The sequence below is a fragment of the Homoserinibacter gongjuensis genome, from assembly GCF_030161875.1.
GTDB lineage: Bacteria > Actinomycetota > Actinomycetes > Actinomycetales > Microbacteriaceae > Homoserinibacter > Homoserinibacter gongjuensis.
In genome coordinates this window covers 2,209,214-2,234,864 of sequence record NZ_BSVA01000001.1, presented here as the reverse complement: position 1 = coordinate 2,234,864, position 25,651 = coordinate 2,209,214, and the positions used below count along the sequence as shown (strand labels likewise).

Sequence of the window (25,651 nt, the reverse complement as noted above, 5' to 3'; positions counted from 1 at the left end):
GACGACGCGACCCGCGTGGTGCTCTACGCGCCCACCTGGCGCGACGGGGCCGCCGACCCCGGCGCGCCGACGCGCGAGGAGTGGGACCTCATCGCCCGCTGGCTCGAGGCGCGCGACGCCGTGCTGCTCGTGCGCGCCCACCCGCTGGGACTCGGCGACTACGCCGCGGGCCCGGCGGTGTCGCCGCGCATCCGGATGCTCGGCAGCCGCGAGCTGGTCGACGTGACGCCCGCGCTCGCCGGCGTCGACGTGCTCGTCACCGACTACTCCTCGATCGCCTATGACTACGCGCTCACCGGCGGCCCCGTGGTGTTCTTCGCCCCCGACGTCGAGCTGTATGCCCGCGCGCGGGGCCTCTACGAGAACTACCGGGTCTTCAGCGACGACCGCTACGTCGCGAGCTGGCAGCACGTGCTCGAGCACCTCGACGCGGTCGGAACCGACACCGAACTCGGGCGGCGCATCGCGCGCCACACCGTGTGGCTGCGCGAGGAGCACGTCGACCGCCTCGACGGGCGCAGCGCCGAACGGGTGCTCGCCGAGATCCTGACGCGCACCGGCACCGTCGGTCTCGCAACTCAGGAGGATGCAGCGGATGCGGCCGTCGCGGGCCGCACACCCGCCAACGTTCCTGAGTTGCGGGTTCCCGACGGGCGGCTCGCCCGGGCACGCGTCGTCGAGGCCGCCTTCGAAGAGGCCGCCGACGGGCCGGCGCTGCGTGTGACGATCGCCGAGCCCGTGCGGGCCGTCACCGGCGTGCGGCTCGAGGGTGCGCGCGCCCGCGTCGACGCGGCCGTCGAAGCGGGCGGCAGCCTGAGCGTTCGCCTGCCGCTGCTCACCGAACGCTGGGGAACGCCGGGCCTCGCCCTGCCGTCCGGCGACTACCGCCTGACGCTCGCGGGAGAGGTGGGCACGAGCAGGCTGCACGTCGAGGCCGGCTTGCCACCGCGGTTCACGCATCCGCTCTTCCATGCCGAACTGCTGCTGCGCGCCGGCGGCCTCGTGCTGCGGGTGTCGGCACCGCTCGCCGACGACGAACGCGGGCGACGCAACCAGAAGCGCCTCGAACGCGCCTACCGCCGCGGCACAACGAGGCCCGAAGACGCGGTGTTCCTCGAGAGCTTCTACGGCCAATCGGCCTCCGACAATCCGCTCGGAATCGCCCGCACGCTGCGCCGGATGCGACCCCACGTCACGCGGTACTGGAGCGTCGTCGACGGCTCGGTCGCGATCCCCGATGGCGACGTGCGGCTCATCGAGGGCAGCCGCGAATGGTGGCGCGTGCGGGGAGCTGCGCGCGTGCTCATCGTGAACGACTGGCTGCGCAAGCGCTACCGCCCCCGCCCGCACCAGCACGTGCTGCAGACCTGGCACGGCACGATGCTCAAGCGCCTCGCGCTGGATCGCGCCAGGGTCAGCCTGCGCACCCGCATCGCGGTGAAGCGCGAAAGCCGCCGTTGGGACGCCCTGCTGGCCCAGAACGCCTACAGCGCGCGCATCTTCCGCTCGGCGTACGCCTACGAGCGCGGCACCTGGGACGAGGGCTACCCCCGCAATGACCGTCTCGTGACGGGAGCGGATGCGAGCGGCATCCGGGCGGCCGTCGGCATCCCCGAGGGTGCGCGCGTCGTGCTCTACGCGCCCACCTGGCGCGACGACCGCACCGAGATGGTCGACTACCTCGACCTCACGAGCTTCGCGCGCGAACTCGGCGACGACCACGTGATGCTCGTGCGCGGCCACTCGCGCACCTTGCGCTACGGCAAGGACCTCGAGGCGGAGCGCCTCATCGACGTCACGAGCTACCCCAACGTCGCCGACCTGCTCGAGGTGGCCGACGTGCTCGTCACCGACTACTCCTCCGTCATGTTCGACTTCTCGGCCACCGGACGCCCCGTCGTGTTCTTCACCCCCGACCTGGCCCACTACAGCTCCGACCTGCGCGGCTTCTACTTCGACCTGCTCGCCGAAGCCCCCGGGCCCGTGGTGCGCACGCGGGAGGAACTGCTCGACGCGATCACGGATGCGGAGGTCGCGCGGGCGCGCTACCGGCAGCAGGCCGCGCGCTGGCGCGAGCGGTTCACGCCACTCGACGACGGTGAGGCGGGGCGCCGCGTCGTGCAGCGGATGATCGAGGCAGGGTGGCTGTAAGGGGCGGCGGTTTCGAGACGCGTCCGGCTGCGCCGGGCGCTCCTCAACCACCTGAGCGTCGCGGCTACGACTCCGTGCGCGAGGTGTCGACCGCATCCCCCGCACCGCGCGTGACGCCCACGAGGAAGCCCAGCCCCCAGCACACGTGCATGATCGCGATCGCACGCGCCACGCGCAGCCGATCGACGAGCCGCCCGGGCGAGCGCACCGTCGCGAACGCGAGCAGCGCCAGGTAGAGCACCGGCCCGAGGTACACAAGCGAGAGCACCCAGCCCGGCCATCCGCCCACGAGTCCCGTGGCGAGCAGCGGCGCGAGGATCACGCACAGCACGAGATCGATCACGAAGAGCGGCGGCGCGAAGTAACGCAGCGAGTTACGAGCCCCGAGGCGCCGCACGAGTTCACCGCGCCACACCCCGGTCGCCCAGAACTGCCGTGCGAGCGCGCTCCAGCTCGACCGCGGCCAGTAGCGCACCTGCAGCTTCGGGTCGAACCACACGAGGTGCCCGGCATTGCGCAGCCGGAAGTTGAGCTCCCAATCCTCACCGCGACGCAGGCTCTCGTCGTAGCCGCCGATCTCGCGCAGCACCGCCGCATCCATCACGCCGAGGTAGGCCGACTCCGCCGGACCCTCCTCCTCGGCGTCGTCGTCGTGGTAGCGCGCGCCGCCGAGGCCGAAGCGGCTGTTGTAGGCGCGGGCGATCGCCGCCTGCACGCCCGGGCGCCCCGCGGCCGCCATGACGCCGCCGACACTCGCCGCGCCCGTGCGCGTGAGGGTCTCGACGCCCCGCGCCGTGTAGTCGGGGGCGAGCTCCGTGTGCGCATCGACGCGCACGATCACGGGGTAGCGCGCGGCGGCGATGGCCCGGTTGAGGCCGATCGGGATGTCGAGTTCGGGGTTCTGCACCACGCGGATGCGGTCGTCCTCCCCCAGCAGCGCCGTCACGACATCCGCCGTACCGTCGGTCGAGGGTCCGAGCGCGAGGATCACCTCGACGGGGCCGTCGTACTCCTGGCGCAGTACCGAGCGCACGGCGTCGGCCACGTATCCGACCTCGTTGAAGACCGGCATGACGTAGGAGACGCCGGTCGCCGCGTGCGGCTGTGCCATGCGCCCCCTGTTCGGACCGCGGATGCGGGTGCGAACGAGCCTATGACATCCCGGGCAGCACTCTCGCGACGACGAGCCCCCGCCCCGCGTGTCCGTCCGGAGGAACGTGGACGGCGTCGCGGGGCGGGGGCTGTCGAGAGACGGCGCTCAGAGCGTGAGCTCGCCGAGCTTCACCTCGACGGTGGCCGCCTTGCCGTCGCGCTGGTAGTTCAGCTTCGCGGTCGATCCGGATGCGAGAGCCCGCACCTGCGCAGTCAGGTCGGTGCTGTTCGCGATCGCCACGCCGTTGAACTCCGTCACGACGTCGCCCTTCTTGAGACCCGCGTCGGCCGCAGCGCCACCGGAGGTGACGTCCTGGATGACGGCGCCCACGACATCCGAGTCGTCGGAGGTGGCGGTGCTCACCGTGGCACCTAGCAGGCCGTGCGTAGCCTCGCCGTTCTCGATGATCTCCTGCGCCACCCGCTTCGCGAGCGAGGAGGGGATCGAGAAGCCGACGCCGATCGATCCGCTCTGGCCGCCGCCGGAGGAACCGCCGGTCGAGGCGATCGCGACGTTGATGCCGACGAGCTGGCCGGTGTCGTTCAGCAGCGCACCGCCCGAGTTGCCGGGGTTGATCGCGGCATCCGTCTGGATCACGGGCAGCGAGATCGTGGCGCTCTGCCCACCCGAGGAGCCCCGGCCCGGGTCGAGCTGCCAGAAGTCGAAGGGACCCTGGCCACCGTTCTGGTCCTGGTCGGGGGTCTGGTCGGCATCGCCCGAGTCGGGCACCGCCGAGGACTGGATCTGGATGCTGCGTCCGAGCGCGCTCACGATGCCGTCGGTGACGGTGTTCGAAAGTCCGAGCGGCGCCCCGATCGCGACGACCTGGTCGCCCACCTCGAGGGAGTCGGAGTCGCCCCACTCGATCGGCGTGAGGTTCGACGCGTTCTCGAGCTTGATGACGGCGAGGTCGACGATCGGGTCGAGGCCGACGAGCTTGGCGGTGAAGATGCGGCCGTCGGCGGTCGTCACCTCGATCGCGCCGTCGGCCGACGAGCCGTCGAGCGTCACGACGTGGGTGTTGGTGAGCACGTACCCGTCGGAGTTCAGGATGACGCCGGAGCCGGTGCCGCCGGAGTTGCCCGCCGCGACGCTGATGGTGACCACCGAGTCGGCGGCCTTCGCGGCGACGGCCGTGACGACATCCGTGCCATCCGGGTTGTTCACGGTGATGGTCTGGTGCGAGCCGGTGTCGGTCGAGGACTGCTGCGCGGTCTGGCTCGTGACGGCCCAGGTGGCGACACCGGCGCCGACACCTCCGCCGAGCAGCGCCGCGACCACCGCGGCCGCGATGATCGGCACGGCGAGCGAGCGCTGCGGGGCGGCGGCGGGGCCGGTCGCGGCCTGGGGCGTCCCGCCGGGAGGCGGCGGCACGGGGGCACCCGCGACCGGGGTCGGCGGCACAGAACCACCGGCGGCGGGGGTCGGAGGCACAGGCCCGCCCGCGCCGGGGGCCGGGGATACGGGCGAGGAGACAGAGCCCGCAGGCGCGGGCACGGAGGCGAGCGGGGCGGCCGGAGGAACCACCGGCGGGAAGACCGGCGAAGGAGTCTCGGGGGTGGGGGTGTCTGACGACTCGAAATCGGGCATCGGGGGCGCTCCTTTCACGCAGTGGCCAGCGTGCAATCGCTAGCTGAGCGATCTCTATGCTCGCCCTGGGAGCCTACTTGGGCGCGGGAAAGACCTTGCCGGTAGCGTGTGGCCGTGACCGATGCTCCCTGGATGCGTGCGGCCCGCGGTGCGCTGCTGCTCGACGCGGACGGCACGGCTCGCCCCACGATCTTCGCCGAGATGTCGGCGCTCGCGACGGCGACGGGCGCCCTCAACCTCGGCCAGGGCTTCCCCGACGAAGACGGCCCGGCCGAGGTGCTCGAGGCGGCGCGCGAGGCGATCGCATCCGGCGTCAACCAATACCCCCGGGACTCGGGATGCCGGTGCTGCGCGAGGCGATCGCCCGCCATCAGCGTCGCTTCTGGGGCGTCGAGGTCGACCCCGATCGCGAGGTGCTCGTGACCGCGGGCGCGACCGAGGCCCTCGCGGCAACCCTGCTCGCCTTCGTCGACCGTGGCGACGAGGTCGTCACCCTCGAGCCGGGCTACGACTCCTACGGCGCGATCATCGCCCTCGCGGGCGGCCGCCACGTGCCCGTGCCGCTGCGGGCACCCCACTTCCAGCCGGATGCCGACGAGTTCCGGGCCGCCGTCACCGACCGCACGCGCGTCATCCTGCTGAACACGCCGCACAACCCGACGGGCGCCATGCTCGAGCCGGCGTTCCTCGATCTCGCGATCGAGCTCGCCCACCGCCATGACGCGATCGTCGTGACCGACGAGGTGTACGAGCATCTCGTCTTCGACGGCCGCACGCACACGCCGTCCGCTGCACGCCCCGGGGCGTCGGGACGGGTTGTGAGCATCTCGAGCGCCGGCAAGACCTTCTCGACGACCGGGTGGAAGATCGGCTGGCTCACCGCGGCGCCGGAACTGCGGGATGCCGTGCTCGCCGTGAAGCAGTTCCTCAGCTACGTGAACGGCGCACCGTTCCAGCCCGCGATCGCGCTCGGCCTCGACCTGCCCGACACGTTCTACGCCAGCACCGCGGCGACCCTCCAGCACAAGCGCGACCTGCTGATCGACGGGCTGCGCGCCGCGGGCTTCGGAGTGAGCCGACCCGCCGGCTCGTACTTCGTGATCGCGGATGCCGCTCCGCTCGGTCATGCCGACGCCGGGGCGTTCTGTCGGAGGCTGCCGGAGCTGGCGGGCGTCGTGGGGATCCCGCTCACCGCGTTCGTGCATCCGGATCGCCGCGCGCCCTATGCCTCGCTCGTGCGCTTCGCGTTCTGCAAGCGCGTCGAGGTGATCGAGGAGGCGACCCGACGGCTCGGCACGATGCGCGGCTAGGGTGCCGTCGCCCCCGAACAGGGTGTACTGACCTGTCCAGGCTCGGGTCTAGGCTGACGCGCAAACCCACCCGAATGGTCGTTCATGTACACCACCCCCACCCACGACGACGTTCTCGACGCTGCCGCAGCCATCGTCGTCGGAGACGGCGCCGACGCACTCGGCTACGCCCGCATCGCCCAGCACCTCGACGTGACCTTCGATGACGTCACCACCCTCTACCCGCTCTTCGAGGAGCTGCTCGCTGCGCTGCTGACTCGCGAGACCGGCGACCTCGTGCGCATCATCGCCGACAACGTCGACCGTGACCCGCGCGGTGGCCTGCCCTCCCGCATCTTCGGCTACGCCCTCGGAGCCATCTACGAGCATCCGGTGGCCCGCGCGCTCTACCTCGCCGACCCCGGGGGCCTCGAGCGGATCATGCGCGCCATCGACGGCGTCGCGCGCGTGCCCGATCTGACGATCCACCCCGAACTGCTGCCCGCCCTGCAGAGGGCCGGCATGGTGCGCCTCGACGTCGACGCCGAGGCGATCGCGGCCGTCGTGAGCGTGCTCGGCTCGGGTATCGCCATGTCGGCGCCCGGACAGCAACTCGACGCGGTGGCGAGCGGACTCATCTCGATGCTCGAGCGCGGGGTGGATGCGGATGTCACCGATACGACGCCCGGCAAGCTGGTCTTCGCCCGGTACGCGGCGACCCTGGCCGTGGGGGCGCACCGCGGCTAGGCTCGCCCCGACGGCGGGACGACGGCGTCCCCCGCGGAGGAAGGGAACCACCGCATGTCGAGTGACAACGTCATCGAGGTCAGCCGCTTCGTCAAGTCCGTGTGGTGGCTCGTGCTGCTGCGCGGCATCTTCGCCATCATCCTGGGCATCCTGGCCTTCATCTGGCCGGTTGCCACGGCTGTCGCGTTCGTCTGGGTCTTCGCGTTCTACGCCGTGATCGACGGGATCGTCAACATCGTGCAGGCGGTCTCGACCCGCAAGACCGACCCCAGGTGGGTGTGGCTGCTCACGATCGGCATCGTCGGGGTCATCGCGGGTGTCGTCGTCATGATCTTCCCGGTCGCGGCGGGCGCCCTCGCGCTCCTCGTGCTGCTGTGGATCGTGGCGATCTGGGCGATCATGAGCGGCATCTTCGGCATCCCGGCCGCCGCGTCGATCGCGAGCGGCGGCGCCAAGGTTCTCGGCATCGTCTTCTCGGTGCTATCGATCCTCTTCGGCATCCTGCTCGCGATCCTGCTGTTCACGACGCCGCAGTCGGCGCTCATCGGCCTGATCTACGTGCTCGGAGCGTATGCGGTGCTTGCGGGCCTCGTGCTCGTGATCATCGCGTTCCAGGCCCGCGGAGCTGCGAACGAGGCGCTCCGGGCGGCGTAGCGCGGACTACCCGGCCGCCACCCGGAACCGGCGCAACTGGAGCGCCGGGTTCAGGTGACGTACCTCGCGGATGCGGGCGGGGCTGATCCAGGCGACCGCGGCATCCGTCGCCTCGCCGATCGTCACGAGCTCCACGCCCATCGGGTCGACGATCATGCTGTTGCCGGCGCCGATCGGCGGTGCCTGGTCGGCAGCGGCGATGTACACGGTGTTCTCGATGGCGCGCGCGGTGACGAGCGTGCGCCACGCGGACTCCTTGAGCGGACCCCGCACCCACTCGGCGGGCAGCACCACGAGGTCGGCGCCCGCGTCGACGAGGCGGCGGGTGACCTCGGGGAAGCGCACGTCGTAACAGGTCTGGATGCCGACGGTGAAGCCGCCCGCGGTGAACGTCTGGGGTTCCTCGATCGGCCCCGCGACGATCCAGTCCGATTCGCGCTGCCCGAAGGCGTCGTAGAGGTGCTGCTTGCGATAGTGCGCCACGAGCTCGCCGTCGGGGCCGAGGGCGACGACCGTGTTCGCTGCGCGTTCCGGCTCACCCGGCACGACCTCGAGCATGCCGGCCACGAGGTGGATGCCGAGCTCGGCGGCGATCTCGGCGAGCCCGCGCACGAAGGGACCGTGCAGGTTCTGCGCCGCCTCGACCCAGTCAGCGCCCATCTTCGGCGTGAAGTACGACGAGTACTCCGGGAACACCACGAGCATGGCGCCGCGGGAGGCGGCATCGACCGCGAGCCGGGAGATCTCCTCGAGGTTGGCTGCGGTGTCGGCACTCGGCGCGAACTGCGCGACGGCCACCGCGTATGGCGCGTCTTCGGCGTTCATGGCGTCAGCCTACGCCGGGGGTCAGATGTCAGGAATGCGAGTTATCATCGTTCGACACAGCCCTCCCCTGAGTCGACAAGGTGCCGGATGACCCCCTCGCCCCGCCCCACGAGTCCCTCCGGCGTCGCGCGCGTGCTCGCGCTGGTCGCCGGCCTCTCGCTCGTCGCCGTCACGCTCGCCGCGTGCGGCACCGACCCGGCCCTCTCGGAGCCGACGAACCGGCCCACCGCATCCGACACCCCCAGCGCGCCGAGCGACGACGAGGAAAGCCCCGAGCCGTCGTCGAAACCCACCGGCTCCGCCCACGATGGCGGCATCGAGGGCGACCTCGCGGATGCGATCTCGAGCGGCGACACGGCCCCCATCGAGGACTACCTGACCGAGCCCACCCGCGTCGTCATCGCGGCGAGCGAGGCCGACATGCAATACAGCGCCGTGGATGCGGTGCTCGCCCTCGACTACGTGCAGCCGGGCGTGGGCACCTGGGACTTCGCGCTGCCCGCGAGCGTGATCGACGGCTACCGGGCGAGCGAGTACTACGGCGACTTCTTCCCGGATGATGTCATCGTCGGCCGCTCCGACAGCGGCGCCGTGGTGGCGTTCCTTCCCAACGGCGCGCTCATCGGCACGATCTTCATGGCGATCGACGAGTCGCTCATCACGGGCTGAGCCCCGCGCGTGGCGCGCACGAGGTACCCCGACGCGAATGCACGCGCGCTGTCGATCCTGCTGATCGGCGTGCAACTCGCGGTGTCGATCATCGCGACGTATCTCGTGACGCTGCAGACCTTCAGCGTGGCCGGATGCGGAGATCGTTGCGACTACGACCTCGTCACCGCAGCCTTCCGTGGCACGATCATCGCGGCATCCGTCGCCCTGCTCGGCAGCATCGGAGTGGTCGTGGCACGATCCCGGCAGGGGCTGCCCAGCTGGTGGGCGCCCGTCGCCGGAATGGTGCTGGTGATGGCCGCCGCAACCCTTGCGGTGTTGCTCGTGCGGCTCGGCACGGCCTGATCGCGCGGTTCGCTTGCCGGTTGTTGTCGCCTCTGCGGGAGTGAGGCGACAACAACTGGCAAGTGAGCGCTGGCTGCACGCGGCGGGAAAACACGAAGGGCCGCCCTGTCGGACGGCCCTTCGATTGGTTGCGGGGGCAGGATTTGAACCTACGACCTCTGGGTTATGAGCCCAGCGAGCTACCGAGCTGCTCCACCCCGCGGCACAAGAAGTAAGCCTAGCACGGGTGCGGAGGGCGCGCTGCCTGCGGCGGGGTTTCGAGACGCGGCTACGCCGCTCCTCGCGCATCTGCGGGGTTGGTGGCGCCGAGCGAGAAGGTCAGCGGCAGCCAGCGTTCCGCCGGCCACCCCCAGAGGCCCGGCTGCTGCTCGACGAGGGAACCGAACAGCTGCCACGGCACCACGTCGTGCTCGTGGTAGAAGTCGAGGCGCAGGCCGGCATCCAGCAGGGCGGTGAGCACCTCCGCCGTGGGGTGCATCCACTCCCAGGTGACGGAGTTCTCGACCTGCGCCTCGGCATCCGCGTAGTCCGCCCCGTCGTCGAAGACGAGCGGCATGCGCGCGAAGTACTCGTAGCGCAGCTCGGGCAGCCCCTCCCCCGACTCCGGGTCATCGTGGGCGAGAGCAGCCGGATGCCCGTCCGCGAAGTAGAGCCGTCCGCCGGGTTTCAGGAACCAGGCGATGATCCGAGCCCACTCGGCGATGTCGGGCAGCCAGCCGATCGTGCCCCAGGTGCTGTAGACGACATCGAACCCGCCCGGGTCGGGCAGCGCGTGGCGTGCGTCGTAGATGTTGGCACGCACGAAGCGCGAGCGATCCGCGAGTCCGAGCTCCTCGGCCGTGCGCCGCGCCTCCTCGACGGCCGGCATCGAGAAGTCGATCCCCACCACCTCGGCGCCGCGCTGCGCGAATACGAGGGTGTCGAGCCCGAAATGGCACTGCAGGTGCAGCACGCGCTTACCCGCCCAGCCGCCGGGTGCGTAGCCGGCGAGTTCCGACTCCTCCATGGGCGTCATGAACCGCCCGCGGCCCTCACGCAGCGCCGTGCGGTCGTACATGGGAGCGGCCACGTGCACCGGCACGATCTCGTCCCAACGGGCGCGGTTGCGCTCGAGCCACTCCCCACCGCCCGGGTCGACGGGGTCGGTGGGCTCGTTCATGTCACTCCGTCGCGGCGATGGCGGCCTCGACCGCCTTCTGCATGCGCTCGTCGGCTTCGGCCGCAGCGACCAGGTCGCCGTCGGCGTAGGCCTTCGTTCGGTCGGCGAGCGCCTTCTGGTAGTCGGCGAGCGCCTGCTTGAGAGCCGCGTTGGTCGTCGAGTCCGAACCGGTATCGCCGCCCGTCTCACCGCCGGTGTCGCCGCCGGTCTGGCCGTCGCCGCCATCGAGGTCGTCCTCGGTGCCGTTGTCGCCGGCGTTCGCACCGGAATCGCCGCCGAAGATCTTGTCGAGCGCGGCATCCAGGGTGTCTTCGAACGCCACCTGGTCACCGAACGCGACGAGCACCTTGCGCAGCAGCGGGTAGCTCGTCTCACCCGTGGAGGCGACGTACACCGGCTGCACGTAGAGCAGACCACCGCCGACGGGAACCGTCAGCAGGTTGCCGCGCGTCACCTTGCTGCCCTGCTGGTTGAGCAGGTTGAGCTCGGTGGCCACCGTGGCGTTCGAGTTGAAGTTCGACTGCACCTGGCCGGGGCCCGGCACGGTGTCCTGCGTCGGCAGGGTCAGCAGCGTGAGCTTGCCGTAGTCCTCCCCGGGTCGGCGTTCGCCGCGAGGAAGCCCGTGAGCACGCTCTGGCCGGTGTCGGTGGCCTGCTTCGCCGGGATGTAGGTCGAGTAGATCGAGAACGACGGGGCGTCCGCATCCGGCATCTGCATCGTCAGGTAGTACGGCGGCTGCGCGACGCCCGAGGTCTGCGTCGGGTCCTCCGGGGTCGCCCATGCGTCGTCGCCCGAGTAGAAGGTGCCTGCGTCGTCGACGTGGTAGGTCTGCAGGATCGCGCGCTGCAGCTTGAACAGGTCGGCCGGGTAGCGCACGTGCGAGGTCAGCTGCTCGCTCATCTCGGATGCCGGCTTGAGGGTCGAGGGGAAGATCTTCTGCCAGGTCTTCAGGATCGGGTCCTCGTCATCCCAGGCGTACAGCGTGACGCTGCCGTCGTAGGCGTCGACCGTGGCCTTGACCGAGTTGCGGATGTAGTTCACGTCGTCGAGCGGGAAGTCCGGCGACGGCGTGTACGTGTCGGCGATCGTCGACGACAGCTGCTGCACGCTCGAGTAGGGGTAGTTGGCCGTGGTCGTATAGCCGTCCACGATCCAGACGATGCGTCCGTCGACGACCGCCGGATAGGTGTCGGTGTCGAGCGTGAGGTACGGCGCGACCTTGCCGACGCGCTCGATGGGGTTGCGGTCGTAGAGGATCTGCGACTGGTCGGTCACGTTGTCCGAGAGCAGCAGGTCGGCCGACTGGAATTTGAGCGCGTAGACGAGCTTCTTGACGACGTCGTCGAGCACCGGGCCGCCGTCGCCGTCGAAGGTGAAGGTCGCGGCGTTGGTGTCGCTCGTGTCGTTGCCGCCACGTGGGTAGTCGAGCTCGATCGGCGCGGCGCCGTCGGGGGCGCCGACGATCGAGTACTCGGGCGAGTTCTCGCCGAAGTACACCCGCGGTTCGAACTCGCCGAGCTTGCCGGTCGACGGGATGCCCGACTCGAGGAACTGCGGCGTGCCGTCGGCGGCGCGGCTGTTTCCGTAGGCCGCGACGACGCCGTAGCCGTGCGTGTAGACGAGGGTGTTGTTGTACCACCCGGAGTTGGTCTGACCGGCCTGGTTGAGCTCGCGCACCGCGATCACGGTGTCTTGGGTCTGGCCGTCGATCTCGTAGCGGTCGACGTCGAGGTGGGTCGCGAACTGGTAGTACTGCTTGACGCGCTCGAGCTGGCGGAAGGTCGGGCTCACGATCGCGGGATCCAGGATGCGGATGCTCGCGGTCGTAGCGGCGTCCTCGCGCAGCTGGCCCTGCGACGCGGTCGTGACGGCGTCGTAGGAGACGACGTCGAGGTCGTCGAGCCCGTAGGCGTGGGTCGTGGCGTCGATCGCGCGCTGGATGTACTGCGCCTCGACCTGCTTCGCGTTCGGCACGACGGTGAAGCGCTCGACGATCGCCGGGTAGATGGTGCCGACCACGAGCCCCGACACGATGAGCAGGGCCGTACCGATGAGCGGCAGGCGCCAGCGACCGATCACGGCGGTCACGATGAACAGCAGGGCCACGAGCGCGGCGATTCCGGCGAGGATCGCCCGGCCGGGGATGCCCGCGTTGACCTCGGTGTAGGCGGCGCCCGTGATGGTGCCGGTGTCTTGCGTGAGCGTCGCGTACTGGTCGAGCCAGATGCTCACGGCCTGCAGCGCGATATAGATGGCCGCCATGACCGCGATCTGGATGCGGGCCGCACGCGTCACGCGTACCTCGCGCCCGTTGATCCGGATGCCGCCGTAGAGGTAGTGCGTGGCGATCGCCGCGAGACCCGAGATGAGAACGATCGCCGATGCGTAGGCAACGAGCCCGCGGAGGAAGGGCAGCTCGAACACGAAGAACGATGCGTCGAACCCGAACTGCGGGTCGGTCTGCCCGAACGAGGTGCGGTTGAGGTACTGCAGCACGGTCGACCAGCGCGCGGCCGTGGAGACGCCCACGAAAAGCCCGAGCAGCACCGGGATGCCGATCATCGCGAGGCGGCGCAGCGGCTCGACGACCTGCTGGTAGCGATCGAGTTGCGAGTTGAGCTTCTGGTAGAGCGGCCGCGAGCGGAAGGCGATGAAGATGCTCAGCCACATCACGATCGCCATCGAGGCGAACCCGATGAGGAACATGAGGCCCATCGCCCACCACTGGGTGGTGAGCACGGAGAGGAGTCGAGCTGGCTGAACCACAGCACGTCGGCGTACAGGTACGCGAACGCGAGGAATCCGACCACGAGCACAGCGAGGATCGCGACGACGATCGCGATCGTGCTGCGTCCACGGGCACGGACGGCGGAGGTGCTGCTGGCGGATGTCACGGGTGGCGCTCCTGCGGGGTCAGCGGGGGTCAAGCGGACCCCGGCGGCTCAAACCATCCTATGGGCGCGCCGCTGAGGGCGCTCTGGGAGCGGTGCCGACCGCGTCACCCGCAGCTCGGGAAACCGTCGGTCGCCTCCCCTCGCCGATCGCGCGCACCACCTCGAGCGCCTCGTCGAAGCTCGACACCGCGAACACCCGCAGACCGTCGGGCACGTGACCGACGACTTCGGAGCAGTTGGCCTCGGGGGCGAGGAACCAGTCGGCCCCGGCATCCTTCGCCCCGAACATCTTCTGCCGGATGCCGCCGATCGGCCCGACCGCGCCGTCGGCGTCGATCGTGCCGGTACCCGCGACGTGCTCGCCGCCCGTGAGCGCGCCCGGCGTGAGCGTGTCGTAGATGCCCAGCGCGAACATCATGCCGGCGCTCGGCCCGCCCACGTCCTGCAGGTGGATCGCGACCTCGAACGGGAAGTCGAACATGAGGCCGGGCAGCACGCCGATGATCGGCGAATCGTCGGATGCCGAGCGCGGCGCCGTCGTGACCGTCACCGTGCGCTCCACCCCGTCGCGGCGGATGCCGAGCTCCAGTTCGGTGCCGACCCCCGCATCCGCGATCACCTCGCGCAGCGCAGCGTCGCTCGCGATCGGGCTGCCGTCGATCGTGAGGATCTCGTCGCCCGGCTCGAGTACGCCGTCGGCGGGGTCGCCCTCGGTGACACCCAGCACCGTCACGATCGAGTCCACGTCGATCCCGAGCTCGTCGAGTGCCGCCGCGGTGGCCGCCTGTTGCGAGGCCTGCATCGCGAGGGCGTTCTCCTCGTCGGACTGCTCCTCGGTCTGCCCTTCGGGATAGACGAGGTCGATGGGCACGACCGCGCGGCGTGGGTCGAGCCATGCCCCGATCACCTGGAACCAGTCGATCGGGTTGTCGCGAGATCCGTCGATGTACACCGTGAGCAGGTCGAGCCGCCCGTCGGTGGGATACGTGGGGGCACCGTCGATGGCGATCACCGGCGTCGTCTCGCCCTCGACCTCGGTCGTGCCGAGGGTGTCGTAGACGGGGCCCGGTCTCTCGACCACGTAGGGCGCCGGCGAGATGGCCATCACGAGCACGGCGAGCAGCGACGCGAGGATGAGCCCCTGACCCACGAGCTGCCGCCGGGAGGTGGGCTCGCGCTCGGGGGCTGCCGGGTCGAGCGTCACAGGGTCCTCCGTGTTCGCTGCGGGCGCAGCCGAGACCCGGTCAGCCTAGGGCAATCCGCAGGCGCAAGCCCGGGAACCCGCACTAGCGTGGAATGCATGGCAGACGAGCCCCGCGATCCGCTCTTCGACGGCTCCGAGAACGACCCGGGCGAGGAGTTCCGCGACATGCTGCGCGACTTCCTCGCCGGCAACTCCGAGCTCGACCCGTCACAACTCGCGAGCGCCGCCGGCCTGCCCGCCGACCCCGACCTCGTGAAGCAGCTCATCGGTCAACTGCAGCAGGCACTGCAGAACTCCGGCGACGGCATCAACTGGTCACTCGCCCAGGAGCAGGCCACGGCGTTGGCCGCACGTTCGGCCGTCGCGGCGACACCGGCCGAGGTCTCCGCCCTCGAGCAGGCACTGCACGTGGCATCCCTGTGGCTCGACGAGGCCACCGACATCGCGAGCCTCACGAGCGAGCCCACGCTGCTCACGCGCGCCGGCTGGGCCGAAGCGACCATGCCGGTGTGGACCCAGCTCGCCGAGCCGGTCGCCGATTCGATCGCAACCGCCCTCACGCGCGTTCTCGAGGAGCAGGCGCCCGAAGAGCTCGGCAGCATGCTCGGCGACGCAGGACGCGTCATGCGCAACGTCGGCGGCACCCTCTTCGCGATGCAGCTCGGCCAGGTCGTGGGGCAGCTGGCGCAGGAGGTGGTCTCCGGCGGCGACGTCGGCATCCCGCTGCTCGACGGCGAACAGCGCCAGGCGGCGCTCGTGCCGCAGAACGTGGAAGGCTTCGCCCGCGGGCTCGAGGTGCCGGTCGAGGAGGTGCGGCTCTACCTCGCGGTGCGCGAGCTCGCGCACGCCCGGCTGTTCCGCCATGCGAAGTGGCTGCGGCTGCAACTGCTCACCCAGGTCACCGACTACGCGCGCGGCATCCACATCGATACCTCACCGCTCGAGGACCTCGCCGCCGACTTCGATCCCACCAACCCCGAGGCGCTGCGCGAGGCGCTCACGAGCGGCAAGCTCATCCCGCCCAAGAGCGACGAGCAGCTCGCGGCGCTGCGGCGTCTCGAGACGATGCTCGCGCTCATCGAGGGCTGGGTCGACGTGGTGACGGCGCAGGCCACCTCGCGCCTGCCCAAGTCGGATGCGATCGCCGAATCGGTGCGCCGACGTCGCGCCGCGGGCGGCCCCGCCGAGTCGGCGTTCGCGAGTCTCGTCGGGCTGGAACTGCGCCCGCGGCGGCTGCGCGAGGCGGCCGCCATGTGGCAGGCCGTGACGGATGCTGTGGGCGCCGATGCGCGCGATGCGCTGTGGGCGCACCCCGACATCATCCCGGGCGACGCCGACATCGACGACCCGACCCTGCTCGTCGCGCGCCTGACGGGCGGCGAACCGGTGCAGGACGACGTGGATCGCGCCCTGCAGGACCTGCTCGACGACACGACGGGTGAGCGTCCGCACGAGGAGTGAGCGCGAGTTGCGGGGGTTTCGAGACGCGTCGCTGCGCGCCGCTCCTCAACCAGCTGAGTACGTCGCGCCACGCGGGTCGAGGTGGGTGAGGAGCCGCGAAGCGGCGTCTCGAACCCCGTCCCCGGCTACCCGGCGAACGGCTCCGTCACGTGCGCCCGCATCCATGACAGCGGCTCGACGAAGCGGTCGCCGCGGATGATGCTGAAGTGCAGGTGCGCCCCCGAGCTCTCCCCCGTGCTCCCGACCCGCCCGATGACGTCGCCGCGCTTCACGACGGTGCCGACCGGAACGGTCGTGCCCGTGATCATGTGCGCGTAGCCGCTCAGCACGATCTCGCCGTCGACCTCGTGCTGCAGCACGACGTAGCTGCCCCAGCCCGACATCGGGCGTGACACGGCGATGCCGTCGGCGATCGCGTGCACCGGTGTGCCGCGGCCGGGCGTGAAGTCGACCCCGGAGTGCTCCGTGGAGCACCCGCCGCACGGGGCGGCGCGGTGCCCGAAGTAGCTCGAGATGGGAGACCCGGGGCTCACGGGCCACTGGATGGGCGTGTAGTAGCTGAGGGCGAAGGCGTCGCGCGTCGTCTCGAGCGGCAGGGTGCGCGTCGAGGCGGCGAGCGTGGCGTCGGTGATCGCAAGCTCCTGCCCGGCGACCACCGGCTCGGCCACGGGCAGAGTCGATGCGGATGCGGGCAGGTCGTGGATCACGACGAGGAACATGCTGAGCAACAGCGTTCCGAAGGCGAGCCGACGGCGGCTCATGCCACGGAAGACACCGAGCGGGATGTGTGCGGGGTTCGGGGCCGCCACGGCGCGCGCGGGCACGCTTCGGGAGAAAAGAGGCACGGGTGTTCGGGTCTTTCGGGTTCTGTCCCGCAGGGCGGGAGAGCGCAACTGCGCGCCGTCGGATCGGTTGAGGCCGTGTATCGGGCGGATTCGGATCGGCGGTTCGGTCACACCGGGCCCGCCCTGGCCGTCCACAACGTTGACAAACCGACCTGGCAGAACCCTGGCATCCGCCTCCGTATGCCGTGGGAACGCTCTCGCCGGACGAACGCCCTGCCAACACTCGGTCAACTCCCTGCGAAGCCTCTTGCCCCGCGCTCCAGGGCGACGTTCAATGGGAACATCCCCCGAAACGAGGGCCATCCGGGAGGGAGCGGACCATGCATCTCACGATCGAGCCGACGACGATCACCGAGCTCGATGTCGAGCGTGTACTCGACGACGTCTACCGGGTGCGTGAGCGGGGCCGCGTGCTCGGCTACATTCTCGAGACCGGCTCGATGTACGTGACGTTGCGCGGCGAGATCTTCAACACCTCGCTCGAGGTCGGCCAGTCGCACGACCTCGACACGGCCGTGCGGGTGCTCGCCGAGCGCTGACCGCATCCGCTCACCTGGCAGAGGTGCTGCATCTTCGCGTGACGGGCGCGCCGCTACAGTGTGCTCGTGACGACGGCGCACTCCTCGCGGTCGGGTATCGATCTCGGTAACCGCGACCTCACGCTCGACCTCGCGCGCGTTTTCTGCGTGCTGCTCGTCGTGGTGATCCACCTGCTCTTCGTGGGCGTGGGAACCGACGCCGACGGCGACATGGCGATCACGCGCCCGCTCGAGGAGCAGCCCTGGTTCTGGGCCGCCACCTGGGCGGGGCAGATCATGCCCCTGTTCTTCGTGGTGGGCGGCTTCGCCACCGCCACCTCGCTGCGCAGCCACCGGCGGCGCGCCGCCGAGGCCCACAGCATCGGGAACGAGGCGGATCGCGCTTTCGTGCACGCGCGTATCCAGCGCTTGGCACGTCCCGCGCTGCCGCTCTTCGTCTTCCTCGCGGTCGTGCTCGGCGCCGCGACGGCGCTCGGCATCGACGCCGGGTTGCTGGATGCCGTGGCCACCGGGGTCGGCAGCCCGCTGTGGTTCCTGTGCGCGTATCTGATCTGTCAGCTCGCGGCGCCCGCCCTGCTCGATCGGCACGAGCGCGCCCCGGTCGCGACCGTGCTGGCGCTGCTGGCGGCCGTGATCCTGATCGACGTGGCGCAGTTCAGCATGCCGGCCATCCCGACGGACGCCGCGGGCATGAGCATGCTGGGTTACCTGAATCTGCTCTTCGTCTGGCCGCTCGTGCAGCAGTTCGGCTTCTGGTACGCCGACGGCTGGTTCGCGCGGCGCGCCTGGTGGCAGCTGCTGCTGATCGCCGCGCTGTGCTGGACCGCGCTCGTACCGCTCACCGTGTGGGGGCCGTACTCCGACGACATGCTCACCAACCTCAACCCGCCGACGCTGCCGCTCGTGGCGCTCGGGCTCGGGCAGGCGGCGCTGCTGCAACTGCTCAAGCCGCCGCTCACGGCGCTCATGCGCACGCGGGCGATGCGCGCGATCGTGTTCGTGATCGGTTCGCACCTCATGACGGTGTACCTGTGGCACCTGCCGCTCATCCTCGCGATCGCGGGACTCGGGCTCGTGGTGCCGGTGATCGCGACGGCCCCGGGGAGCGCGGCCTGGTGGCTCACCCGGCCGATCGTCTACCTCGTCGTGCTCGGGCTGGTGTTCGTGCTCTCACTCGCGCTCGGTCGCTTCGAACGGCCGAATCCGGTGCGGCGCGTCGCGTCGCGCGCCGAGCTCGCGGTGGCCGCGGTCGCGACGATCGCCCCGACGGCGGCGATCACGATGCTCGGCCTGGACCTCTGGCTCGCGGTCGCTGGCGCGATCGGCTTCGCGCTTGCGGTGGGGCTGCTCGGTGCGGGTCAGAAACCGAAGTCTCCGACGTCGGCCGCGCCGAACTCTCCGAAGTCCGAGCCGAAGGCACCGAACTCGGAGTCAGCGGCGGACGCGTCGACGGCATCCGCACCCTCGCCGGCACCGTCACCCGATGCTGCCGCGTCGTAGCCGGCATCCCAGGGCAGGAAGGCGCTCACGAGCGCGGATCCGATGACATAGCCGGCGACCGTGCCGAGCAGCGAGCTCGCGAGCATCGACCCGAAACCGGGGCCGCCGGGCGTGATGCCTGCCGTGCTGCCCGAGAGGGAGCTTTCGAGCGAGCCGGGTCGACGCAACTCGGCGCGGGTCGCGGCGCGGGCGAGCGTCGCGGGCTCGCTCGACAGGGGCGCTCACCCGTGGCGGCGCCGCGCGAGAGCTCTTCGTAGATGAGCGCGCGCTGACCATCGGTGAGCCGAGCGAAGGCTTCGGCGTGCACCTGCTCGATGGTCTCGGGCGGTGCGGTGCGAAGAAGGTAGCGGTAACGATCGAGAGCCTGCTCGTCGGCGCTCCGGATCGGCTGCGCCGCCGCTCGGACAGGTTGCGCGCTCTCCGGAGCAGCGCCGAACAGTCGATCCAGGAATCCCATGGTGCCTCCGTCGCTCACGGTACGGAGCCGGTCTGGGGGCGGCTGGGATGCGGCTGGTAGCCGCCTAGGGGGCAGGCTGGAGGATGCCGTCGATCACGAGTTCGCGAGCCTCGGCGAGCAGCTCAGGCCCCATCCGGGCCGCATCGACGCCGAGCAGCTCGGCGACCGCATCCGCGATCACACCGAGCGGCAGCTCACCGTCGCACGCGCCCACGACGGCGGCGAGCGCCGGGTCGGCACGAAGCTCGCGCCGCAGGCCGCCGCCCTGACGCAGCACGATGACCGAAGGGTCTTCGGCGCCCGGCCAGTAGCTGCGCTCCTCCGTCACGTCGCCCGCGACCTGCAATCGCGTCGCACGGAGGGCTGCGTCGTCGAGAGCCGCGACGACGTCGCGCGCGGCGAGCGCCCCCGAGAGGTGCGCTCCGAGCCCGGCGGCCCCGTCGAGCGGAGCGTCGGCATGCTCGGTGCGCCGCAACCGGGGCGCGGCATCCGTCGCGGACCGGCGCAGCACGAGGTAGCCGAAGCCGACCTCGGTCACGCCACGCTCCACGAAGTCGTCGATCCAGGCGGCGCACAGCCGCTCGAACTCGGGCGTGCCCGGGCGGGTTCCGCCGTCGCGGATCCAGGTCTCGGCGTAGCGCGCCGGGTCGAGCCGGTCGCGCTCGATGATCCAGGCGTCGAGACAGGCATCGGCGGCCCAGTCGCCCGCTCGCTCGAGCCCGTCGGCATTCCAGCGGTACTCCCAGTTGCCGAGCAGCTGCGCCGTGCCGCCCGGGACGAGGTGCTCGGCCGCCCCCGCGACGACGGACGCCACGAGCGCGTCGCCCACGAGCCCGCCGTCCCGGTATTCGTACGCAGGCACCTCCGGTGCGCGCGGTGTGATGACGAACGGCGGGTTCGACACGATGCGGTCGAAACGCTCGTCCGCGACCGGTTCGTAGAGGCTCCCGAGCCGGAACTCGATGCCGTCGACCGCGTTGAGCGCGGCGTTGAGGCGCGCGAAGCCCAGGGCGCGCTCCGAGATGTCGGTCGCGACGACCCGCCGGGCGAACCGGCGCGCGTGCAGCGCCTGGATGCCGCACCCGGTTCCCAGGTCGAGCACGCTGTCGACGTCGTCGGGAAACTGCAGCGAGGCGAGCGTCGTCGAGGCGCCGCCGACGCCGAGCACGTGGTCGACGCGCAGCGGGGCTCCCGTCGCGAGCTCGCCGAGGTCGGAGGCGATCCACCACTCCCCGCGCCGTGCGGGTCGACGAAGGCGTAGGGGCGCAGATCGAGCAGGGGGCGCACGCGTTCGGCCTCCCGTTCGACGAGCCCGAGCTCGACCGCGCCCGAGACCCCGAGGGTGGGCAGTGCGGCGGCGAGCGCGCCGGCATCCGCGGTCTCGCCGAGCACGAAGAGGCGAGCGAGCACGGCGGATGGGTCGTCGGATGCCGCGAGCGCCCGTGAGGCCGGCACGCGGTTGCCGCGCTGCAGTGCCGCCTCGGCGGCCGCGCCCCAGAGGGAGTCGAGGTGGTCGACGCGGTAGCGGGCGGCGGCGAGGTCGGCGCGGAGCGCGGAGACGAGAGGCACGGGGTCTATTCTCGCGCCGCCGGGTGAGGTGCCTGCGGCTACTCGGGCCGGGAATCCTCCCCGATGATCGAGAAGATGTTGCCCGAGGGGTCGGTGAACCACCCGATGTCGGGGCCGCGCCCGGCGGCGCGATCGCGCATGATGCCGCGATCGTCCTGGTGCATGCCCGGGTAGCGCTCGAGCGTGACGCCTGCGGCCTCGAGCTCGTCGACGGCGGCGTCGATGTCGGGCACCACGAAGTTGAGCACGGTGTAGCCCGCGGGCTCGCCTCCGGGCTTCGGATACACGATCACGTGGGTGCCGCCGTGCGTGAACTCGATGATGCCCATCTCGTTCAGGCGGGCATCGATGCCGAGCACGTCGCGGTAGAAAGCGAGCGCGACCTCGGTATCCTCCACAGTGAAGCCGCTGAACGCGTGTGTCGTCGTGAGCATGAGCGCACCTCCGTCATGTGTACACTGTCCACAATTGCACGTCAGCGCCGACGGCACCAGCCCGAGGGGGAACCGCATGAGCACCGCGCGTGCCACCTACCGCCACGGGGACCTGCGCCGCTCACTCATCGAGGCCGGCGTGGCGCTCGCCCGCGAGGGTGGGCCGGATGCGGTGGTGCTGCGCGAGGCGACCCGGCAGGCGGGTGTCTCCCCCAACGCGGCCTACCGCCATTTCGCCGATCGTGCCGAGCTGCTCGACGCCGTGAGCGACGCCGCCCAGGGCCTGGCCGCCGCCGCCATGGAGGCGGAGCTGACCGAGGTGCCCCCGCGACCGACGCGGCGAGCGCGCAGGAACGCCTGCGCGCAGTCGGCATCGGCTACCTCCGTTTCGCCCGGCACGAGCCCGGCCTCTTCCGGGTGGCGTTCGGCGTACCCGGTGACCTGGACCGCGCCTTCGTCGCGGAGAAGGCCGGACCCGGCGGCGCGAGCCCGTTCGGACTGCTCTCGGGCGCGCTCGACGACCTCGTGCGTTTCGGATGCCTGCCGGCCGAGCGGCGTCCCGGTGCCGAACTGCTGGCCTGGTCGGCGGTGCATGGGCTCGCGATGCTCGTGCTCGAGGGCCCCCTGCACGGCCTCGACCGCGAGGTGCGGATGATGGCGGGCCGCGGTGTCGTCGAGATGGTGGTGCGCGGCATCTGACTAAGGCATTCACGCCCACTCGGCGCGACCTCCGCGCCTCGGGCTAGCCTGGCGTGACATGAAAGCGCTGACCGCCGAGCAGATCCGCGACTCGTTCGTGAACGCGGGCTCGCTCGAGCGCGAGCGCATCCCCTGCCAGGCCTGCATGAGGTGCTCTGGGAAGACCGTGAGTTCCTCGGATGGCGCGACGGATCGACCGCGCATCGCGGCTACCTCGTGTACTGGCGCGACGACCGGCCGGTCGGCCTCGTGCTGCGGGCCGCCGAGTCCCGCCTCGCGGGCGGCTCGGCGATGTGCTCGCTGTGCCAGATCGCGCAGCCCGCCGGCCAGGTTCGGCTGTTCTCCGCACTGCGCGTGGGCGATGCCGGCCACGCGGGCGACACCGTGGGCACCTACATCTGCTCCGACCTCGGATGCTCGCTGCTGATCCGGGTGGCGCCGCACGGCAGCCCGTGGGATCCGAATCCGGATGCCGTGATCGCCGACCGCGGAGCGGGGCTCATGCGTCGGCTCGATGCGTTCGCGTCGCGCGTGCTCGCGTAGCACTCCGGAGGTGGCTGAGGAGCGGCGCGCAGCGACGCGTCTCGAAGCCGCCGACCTCCGGCTCGTACGTGCACAGAACTTGTGCACAATCTCTATGCACGCCTAGACTCCCCGCATGAGCGACCCCTCCTACACCGGCATGCAACTCGACGACCGCGCCGTGCGCGTGCTCGCGCATCCGCTGCGGTCGCGCCTGCTCTCGCAGTTGCGCCTGGCCGGGCCCGCGACCGCCACCGAACTCGCCGCCGCCCTCTCGACCAACACGGGTGCCACGAGCTACCACCTGCGCGCCCTCGAATCCGTGGGGCTCGTCACCGACACCGGCGAGGGGGTCGGCAAACGGCGACTCTGGCGCGCGAGCACCCAGTACCACTCGTGGACCAACTCGGGCTTTCGCGACGACGACGATGACACCCGCACCGCTCTCGAGTGGCTGCAGCGCAACTACGTGCGCCAGTTCGCCGAACGCGCCGAGCACTGGCTCGACGCCGCCGACGCCTGGCCGGCCGCCTGGGTCGACCTGCTCGGCATCTCGGATGCCGTGGTCACGGTCACCCCGGAGCAGCTGCGCGACTTCGGCAGCGAGCTCGATGCCCTCGTCGCGCGCTACCGCACCGTGGGCGAGGGCCGGCCCGGCGCGCGCCGGGTGCACCTGGGCTACGTCGCGACGCCCGTCGAGCTCGACCCGCCGACGGAGGCGTGAGATGGCGCTGACGGGGCAGCAGGCGGAGCGCCGCTTCGTGCTGCTCACCGCGACGCGCTGGTTCCCCGTCGGCCTCGTGCTCGGCCTCACCGTGCTGCTTCCGCTCGAGCGCGGCCTCTCGCTCGCCGAGGTGGGTGGCCTCATGGCGACAGCGGGCTTCGTGTCGCTCGCGCTCGAACTGCCCACCGGTGGCCTCGCCGACACGATCGGGCGTCGACCGCTGCTGGTGCTCGCGGGTGCGATCGCGGTCGCCTCCACCACGATCTTCGTGTTCGCCGAGACGGTCGCGTGGTTCGCGGCGGCGCTCGTGCTGCAGGGCGTGTTCCGCGCGCTCGACTCGGGCCCGCTCGAGTCGTGGTTCGTCGACACCCTGCACGCCGATGACCCGACAGCGCAGCCCGAGCGGGGCCTCAGCCGGTCTGGCGCGGTGCTCGGCGTGGGCATCGCGGGCGGCGCGCTGCTGGGCGGACTACTCGTGGGGTGGCACCCCTGGGCGCCTGGAGCGCCCTCGTGCTGCCGTTCCTCGTGGCGCTCGCGGCGCAACTCGTTCACCTGGTGCTCGTGGTGACGCTCGTGCGCGAACCCGCTCGCATCCGGATGCGGGAACGGTCAGACGACGTACCCGAGGGTGCCGCGAGGGCCGCCTGGCGACTGCTGCGCACCTCGCCCGTGCTGCGCATGCTCGTGGCCGTCGAGGTGTTCTGGGCGGTCGCGATGATCGCCTTCGAGACCCTCACGCCGGTGCGGCTCGCCGAGCTGGTGGGCGGCGAGGATGCGGCAGGGGCGCTGTTCGGTCCGGCAGCGGCGGCCGCGTGGGCGCTGTTCGCGGCGGGGGCCGCGCTTGCGGGACTCGCGAGTCGCCGGCTCGGGGTGGCGACGACGGCGATGATCGCACGCGTGCTCAACGCGGGCTTCGTCGTGCTGATGGCGTTCGCCGGCGGGGTGCTCGGCCTCGTCGTGGCGTTCTGGCTCGCCTATCTGACCCACGGGGCGAACGGTCCGATGCACAGCGCGCTGCTGCATCGACAGTCGGGGCCGCGCACCCGCACACTCGTGCTGTCGATCAACTCGGCCGTCGCGGCGGGCGTCGCGAGCCTCGCCCTGCTCGTGCTGCTGCCGCTCGCCGAGGTGACATCGACATCCCTCGCGTTCGCGGTGGCCGGTGCCTTCAGTGCGCTGGGCGCGCTCTGCTACCTGCCGGCCTGGCGCCAGGGGCGCACCGCCCGAGGTGGCTGAGCACGACGCTGGTTTCGAGACGCGCCCTACGGGCGCTCCTCAACCAGCTGAGGCGCGGCGGACGGCGCGGATGACCGCGCCGCGAGAGGCGCAGCTGCGGCGCGTGAAATTCAGTCGAAGCGCTCGAGCAGGTGGAACGGGATCGCGAAGGCGAGCGAGACGCCGAGGATGCCGCCCAGGAACATCGAGCCCGCACCGAGGCCGTTCTCGATCCCGACCTCGAAGGAGTAGCCCATGAGCACGAGCGAGCCCACGAAGATCAGCAGCGAGATGACGAAGACGACGACCCTCATGCGGCCACCTTACCGTGCGTGGGGCCCGCATCCGTGCGTCTGAACCCGCGTGCGCGAGGTCTGGCTCAGCGGGCCGCCCGCACGATCTTCGCGAGCGCCCAGCCGAGCGTGCCGATCACCGGGATCGACACCGCCAGCAGCGCGATCGGATTCGGACGGAACCGCACGCCATCTGGCCCACCGATGTAGGCGCCGAGCGGGATCGCCGACCCGCCGCCCCCGCCACCGCTGCCGTACTCGTCGGTGTCGCCCGCGCCGAACCCGTAGGCCACGAGCGCGACCGGCACGAGTTCGACGCCGTCGACGGTCTGCTTCTCGCCGACGGCGAGCTTGACGCCGCGATCGATGACACCCGCCGCGAGCTTCTCGGTGAGCCGTTCCTTACCCAGTGTTTCCGCCATGGCTCGACGCTATCCGCGTGCCCCGACGGTGTCGACTCACTCTTCGGGAACCACGATCCACAGCACGATGTAGATGAGCACGGCCGAGCCCGCGAAGAACGCGGCGACGACCGTGAGCACACGGGTCAGGGTGAGATCCCAGCCGAAGCGACGTGCGATCCCGGCGCACACGCCGGCGATGACGCGGCCCTGGCGGGGGCGGGTGAGGGATGCGGATGCGCTGCTCATGCGTCCATGATGGCGCGCGGGCCTCTGCCACGGCATCCGGAGAACCCCCGACCTCGTGGCGCG

The 25,651-nt window shown here is 71.1% G+C and carries 23 protein-coding genes, 1 tRNA gene and 4 pseudogenes; 15 read left to right on the top strand and 13 right to left on the bottom strand.

Annotation, left to right across the window (positions count from 1 at the left end):
- Positions 1-15: 15 nt before the first annotated feature.
- A complete protein-coding gene (locus tag QQK29_RS12050) occupies positions 16-2,151 on the top strand; it encodes a CDP-glycerol glycerophosphotransferase family protein (protein WP_284300594.1) in 2,136 nt (711 codons plus the stop codon).
- A gap of 64 nt (positions 2,152-2,215) precedes the next feature.
- On the opposite strand, the gene QQK29_RS12045 is transcribed toward QQK29_RS12050, so the two are convergent.
- Positions 2,216-3,262 carry a glycosyltransferase family 2 protein gene (locus QQK29_RS12045; RefSeq protein ID WP_284300593.1) on the bottom strand — a complete coding sequence of 349 codons (1,047 nt, stop codon included), beginning with the start codon at positions 3,260-3,262 and terminating at the stop codon, positions 2,216-2,218.
- A gap of 147 nt (positions 3,263-3,409) precedes the next feature.
- Positions 3,410-4,894 carry a S1C family serine protease gene (locus QQK29_RS12040; RefSeq protein ID WP_431308694.1) on the bottom strand — a complete coding sequence of 495 codons (1,485 nt, stop codon included), beginning with the start codon at positions 4,892-4,894 and terminating at the stop codon, positions 3,410-3,412.
- Positions 4,895-5,026: 132 nt separating this feature from the next.
- Here QQK29_RS12040 and QQK29_RS12035 point away from each other — a divergent pair.
- The 3 genes and pseudogenes from QQK29_RS12035 (at position 5,027) to QQK29_RS12025 (ending at position 7,584) form a co-directional block, all read left to right on the top strand.
- Positions 5,027-6,204 (top strand): annotated as a pseudogene (locus QQK29_RS12035) (aminotransferase class I/II-fold pyridoxal phosphate-dependent enzyme).
- 84 nt (positions 6,205-6,288) lie between these two features.
- The gene (locus tag QQK29_RS12030) at positions 6,289-6,930 is read left to right on the top strand and encodes a hypothetical protein (RefSeq protein WP_284300589.1); all 642 of its coding nucleotides are present in this window, start codon (positions 6,289-6,291) and stop codon (positions 6,928-6,930) included.
- Positions 6,931-6,984: 54 nt separating this feature from the next.
- Positions 6,985-7,584, top strand: coding sequence for an HdeD family acid-resistance protein (locus QQK29_RS12025; protein WP_284300587.1), 600 nt, complete (start codon positions 6,985-6,987; stop codon positions 7,582-7,584).
- Between the two features lie 6 nt (positions 7,585-7,590).
- On the opposite strand, the gene QQK29_RS12020 is transcribed toward QQK29_RS12025, so the two are convergent.
- On the bottom strand, positions 7,591-8,409 hold the full coding sequence (locus QQK29_RS12020; protein ID WP_284300585.1) for a carbon-nitrogen hydrolase family protein: 819 nt from the start codon (positions 8,407-8,409) through the stop codon (positions 7,591-7,593).
- An 87-nt stretch (positions 8,410-8,496) separates the two neighbouring features.
- Here QQK29_RS12020 and QQK29_RS12015 point away from each other — a divergent pair, with 87 nt between their 5' ends.
- Both QQK29_RS12015 and QQK29_RS12010 read left to right on the top strand, forming a co-directional pair.
- Entirely contained in the window at positions 8,497-9,078 is a 582-nt protein-coding gene (locus QQK29_RS12015; protein WP_284300583.1) for a hypothetical protein, read from the top strand.
- A gap of 9 nt (positions 9,079-9,087) precedes the next feature.
- Complete coding sequence (locus QQK29_RS12010) at positions 9,088-9,423, top strand: hypothetical protein (protein ID WP_284300581.1); 336 nt, start codon at positions 9,088-9,090, stop codon at positions 9,421-9,423.
- A gap of 125 nt (positions 9,424-9,548) precedes the next feature.
- On the opposite strand, the gene QQK29_RS12005 is transcribed toward QQK29_RS12010, so the two are convergent.
- The 4 genes and pseudogenes from QQK29_RS12005 to QQK29_RS11990 form a co-directional block, all read right to left on the bottom strand.
- A tRNA-Met gene (locus tag QQK29_RS12005) sits at positions 9,549-9,625 on the bottom strand.
- A gap of 66 nt (positions 9,626-9,691) precedes the next feature.
- On the bottom strand, positions 9,692-10,582 hold the full coding sequence (locus tag QQK29_RS12000; RefSeq protein ID WP_284300579.1) for a class I SAM-dependent methyltransferase: 891 nt from the start codon (positions 10,580-10,582) through the stop codon (positions 9,692-9,694).
- A 1-nt stretch (position 10,583) separates the two neighbouring features.
- Positions 10,584-13,476: pseudogene (locus QQK29_RS11995) on the bottom strand (UPF0182 family membrane protein).
- Positions 13,477-13,534: 58 nt separating this feature from the next.
- Entirely contained in the window at positions 13,535-14,680 is a 1,146-nt protein-coding gene (locus QQK29_RS11990) for a YlbL family protein (protein ID WP_284300576.1), read from the bottom strand.
- 96 nt (positions 14,681-14,776) lie between these two features.
- On the opposite strand from QQK29_RS11990, the gene QQK29_RS11985 reads away from it, so the two are divergent.
- Entirely contained in the window at positions 14,777-16,141 is a 1,365-nt protein-coding gene (locus tag QQK29_RS11985) for a zinc-dependent metalloprotease (protein WP_284300573.1), read from the top strand.
- Positions 16,142-16,266: 125 nt separating this feature from the next.
- On the opposite strand, the gene QQK29_RS11980 is transcribed toward QQK29_RS11985, so the two are convergent.
- The gene (locus QQK29_RS11980) at positions 16,267-16,965 is read right to left on the bottom strand and encodes a M23 family metallopeptidase (protein ID WP_284300571.1); all 699 of its coding nucleotides are present in this window, start codon (positions 16,963-16,965) and stop codon (positions 16,267-16,269) included.
- 341 nt (positions 16,966-17,306) lie between these two features.
- Between QQK29_RS11980 and QQK29_RS11975 the strand changes: the two genes are divergently transcribed.
- Positions 17,307-17,525: a hypothetical protein gene (locus tag QQK29_RS11975; RefSeq protein WP_284300569.1), complete on the top strand. Its 219-nt coding sequence runs from the start codon at positions 17,307-17,309 to the stop codon at positions 17,523-17,525.
- Positions 17,526-17,591: 66 nt separating this feature from the next.
- The gene (locus tag QQK29_RS11970; RefSeq protein ID WP_284300567.1) at positions 17,592-19,025 is read left to right on the top strand and encodes an acyltransferase family protein; all 1,434 of its coding nucleotides are present in this window, start codon (positions 17,592-17,594) and stop codon (positions 19,023-19,025) included.
- Positions 19,026-19,546: 521 nt separating this feature from the next.
- Here QQK29_RS11970 and QQK29_RS11965 read toward each other — a convergent pair.
- Together QQK29_RS11965 and QQK29_RS11960 are read right to left on the bottom strand one after the other, a co-directional pair.
- Positions 19,547-21,060: pseudogene (locus tag QQK29_RS11965) on the bottom strand (DUF7059 domain-containing protein).
- A 29-nt stretch (positions 21,061-21,089) separates the two neighbouring features.
- Positions 21,090-21,485: a VOC family protein gene (locus tag QQK29_RS11960; RefSeq protein WP_284300565.1), complete on the bottom strand. Its 396-nt coding sequence runs from the start codon at positions 21,483-21,485 to the stop codon at positions 21,090-21,092.
- On the opposite strand from QQK29_RS11960, the pseudogene QQK29_RS18040 reads away from it, so the two are divergent.
- From QQK29_RS18040 to QQK29_RS11930, 6 genes and pseudogenes are all read left to right on the top strand, one after another.
- Positions 21,484-21,690, top strand: a pseudogene (locus tag QQK29_RS18040) (hypothetical protein); the annotation flags it as partial. The gene QQK29_RS11960 and the pseudogene QQK29_RS18040 sit on opposite strands and share 2 nt — an antisense overlap.
- 212 nt (positions 21,691-21,902) lie before the next feature.
- Positions 21,903-22,184 carry a TetR-like C-terminal domain-containing protein gene (locus tag QQK29_RS11950; RefSeq protein WP_284300563.1) on the top strand — a complete coding sequence of 94 codons (282 nt, stop codon included), beginning with the start codon at positions 21,903-21,905 and terminating at the stop codon, positions 22,182-22,184.
- Between the two features lie 132 nt (positions 22,185-22,316).
- Positions 22,317-22,727, top strand: a complete 411-nt coding sequence (locus QQK29_RS11945; RefSeq protein WP_284301965.1) for an FBP domain-containing protein — start codon at positions 22,317-22,319, stop codon at positions 22,725-22,727.
- 115 nt (positions 22,728-22,842) lie between these two features.
- On the top strand, positions 22,843-23,430 hold the full coding sequence (locus tag QQK29_RS11940; RefSeq protein WP_284300561.1) for a winged helix-turn-helix domain-containing protein: 588 nt from the start codon (positions 22,843-22,845) through the stop codon (positions 23,428-23,430).
- Between the two features lies 1 nt (position 23,431).
- Positions 23,432-23,998: an MFS transporter gene (locus QQK29_RS11935; RefSeq protein WP_284300559.1), complete on the top strand. Its 567-nt coding sequence runs from the start codon at positions 23,432-23,434 to the stop codon at positions 23,996-23,998.
- Complete coding sequence (locus QQK29_RS11930; protein WP_284300557.1) at positions 23,911-24,666, top strand: MFS transporter; 756 nt, start codon at positions 23,911-23,913, stop codon at positions 24,664-24,666. The genes QQK29_RS11935 and QQK29_RS11930 overlap by 88 nt, the downstream gene beginning before the upstream one ends.
- Positions 24,667-24,776: 110 nt before the next feature.
- Here the strand turns inward: QQK29_RS11930 and QQK29_RS11925 are convergent, their stop codons facing one another.
- The 3 genes from QQK29_RS11925 to QQK29_RS11915 form a co-directional block, all read right to left on the bottom strand.
- On the bottom strand, positions 24,777-24,959 hold the full coding sequence (locus QQK29_RS11925) for a hypothetical protein (RefSeq protein ID WP_284300555.1): 183 nt from the start codon (positions 24,957-24,959) through the stop codon (positions 24,777-24,779).
- Between the two features lie 65 nt (positions 24,960-25,024).
- A complete protein-coding gene (locus QQK29_RS11920; protein WP_284300553.1) occupies positions 25,025-25,360 on the bottom strand; it encodes a hypothetical protein in 336 nt (111 codons plus the stop codon).
- Between the two features lie 36 nt (positions 25,361-25,396).
- Positions 25,397-25,588 (bottom strand): PspC domain-containing protein, encoded by a 192-nt coding sequence (locus QQK29_RS11915; protein ID WP_284300550.1) that lies wholly within the window; start codon positions 25,586-25,588, stop codon positions 25,397-25,399.
- Positions 25,589-25,651: the final 63 nt, after the last annotated feature.